1 protein-coding gene is annotated in these 255 nt (G+C 48.6%); it reads right to left on the bottom strand.

What is annotated here, in order from left to right:
• Positions 1-255, bottom strand: a 255-nt coding sequence (locus LJE09_RS17705; protein WP_227311641.1) for a hypothetical protein, incomplete at both ends; no start/stop codon positions are given.

Raw genomic sequence — 255 nt, 5'->3', positions numbered from 1 at the left:
CACGACCTTCCAATGATTTGACGGATTGTCCGTCTACAGAACTCTGGATGGATGTCTGAGAGAAGAACTTACCACCCTTCTGGAAGTCGAACATGACAGAGAAGGAGAAATTACCCAAACGGAACACGGTGTTCCAGCCACCTCGCCAGTCAGCTTGTACACAGCCTAAATATTCATAGTCCTGTCCTTCTTTCGGCGACCCGTCGAGCTGACAAAGAATGTATCCTTCGGCATCGCGCTTAAATGTCTTCGCAT

The sequence above is a fragment of the Blautia sp. DFI.3.45 genome (assembly GCF_020593505.1).
GTDB classification, from domain to species: Bacteria; Bacillota; Clostridia; order Lachnospirales; family Lachnospiraceae; genus Blautia_A; species Blautia_A wexlerae.
Note: the sequence above shows the minus strand (reverse complement) of the source record. Positions and strands in the feature narration are given on the sequence as shown.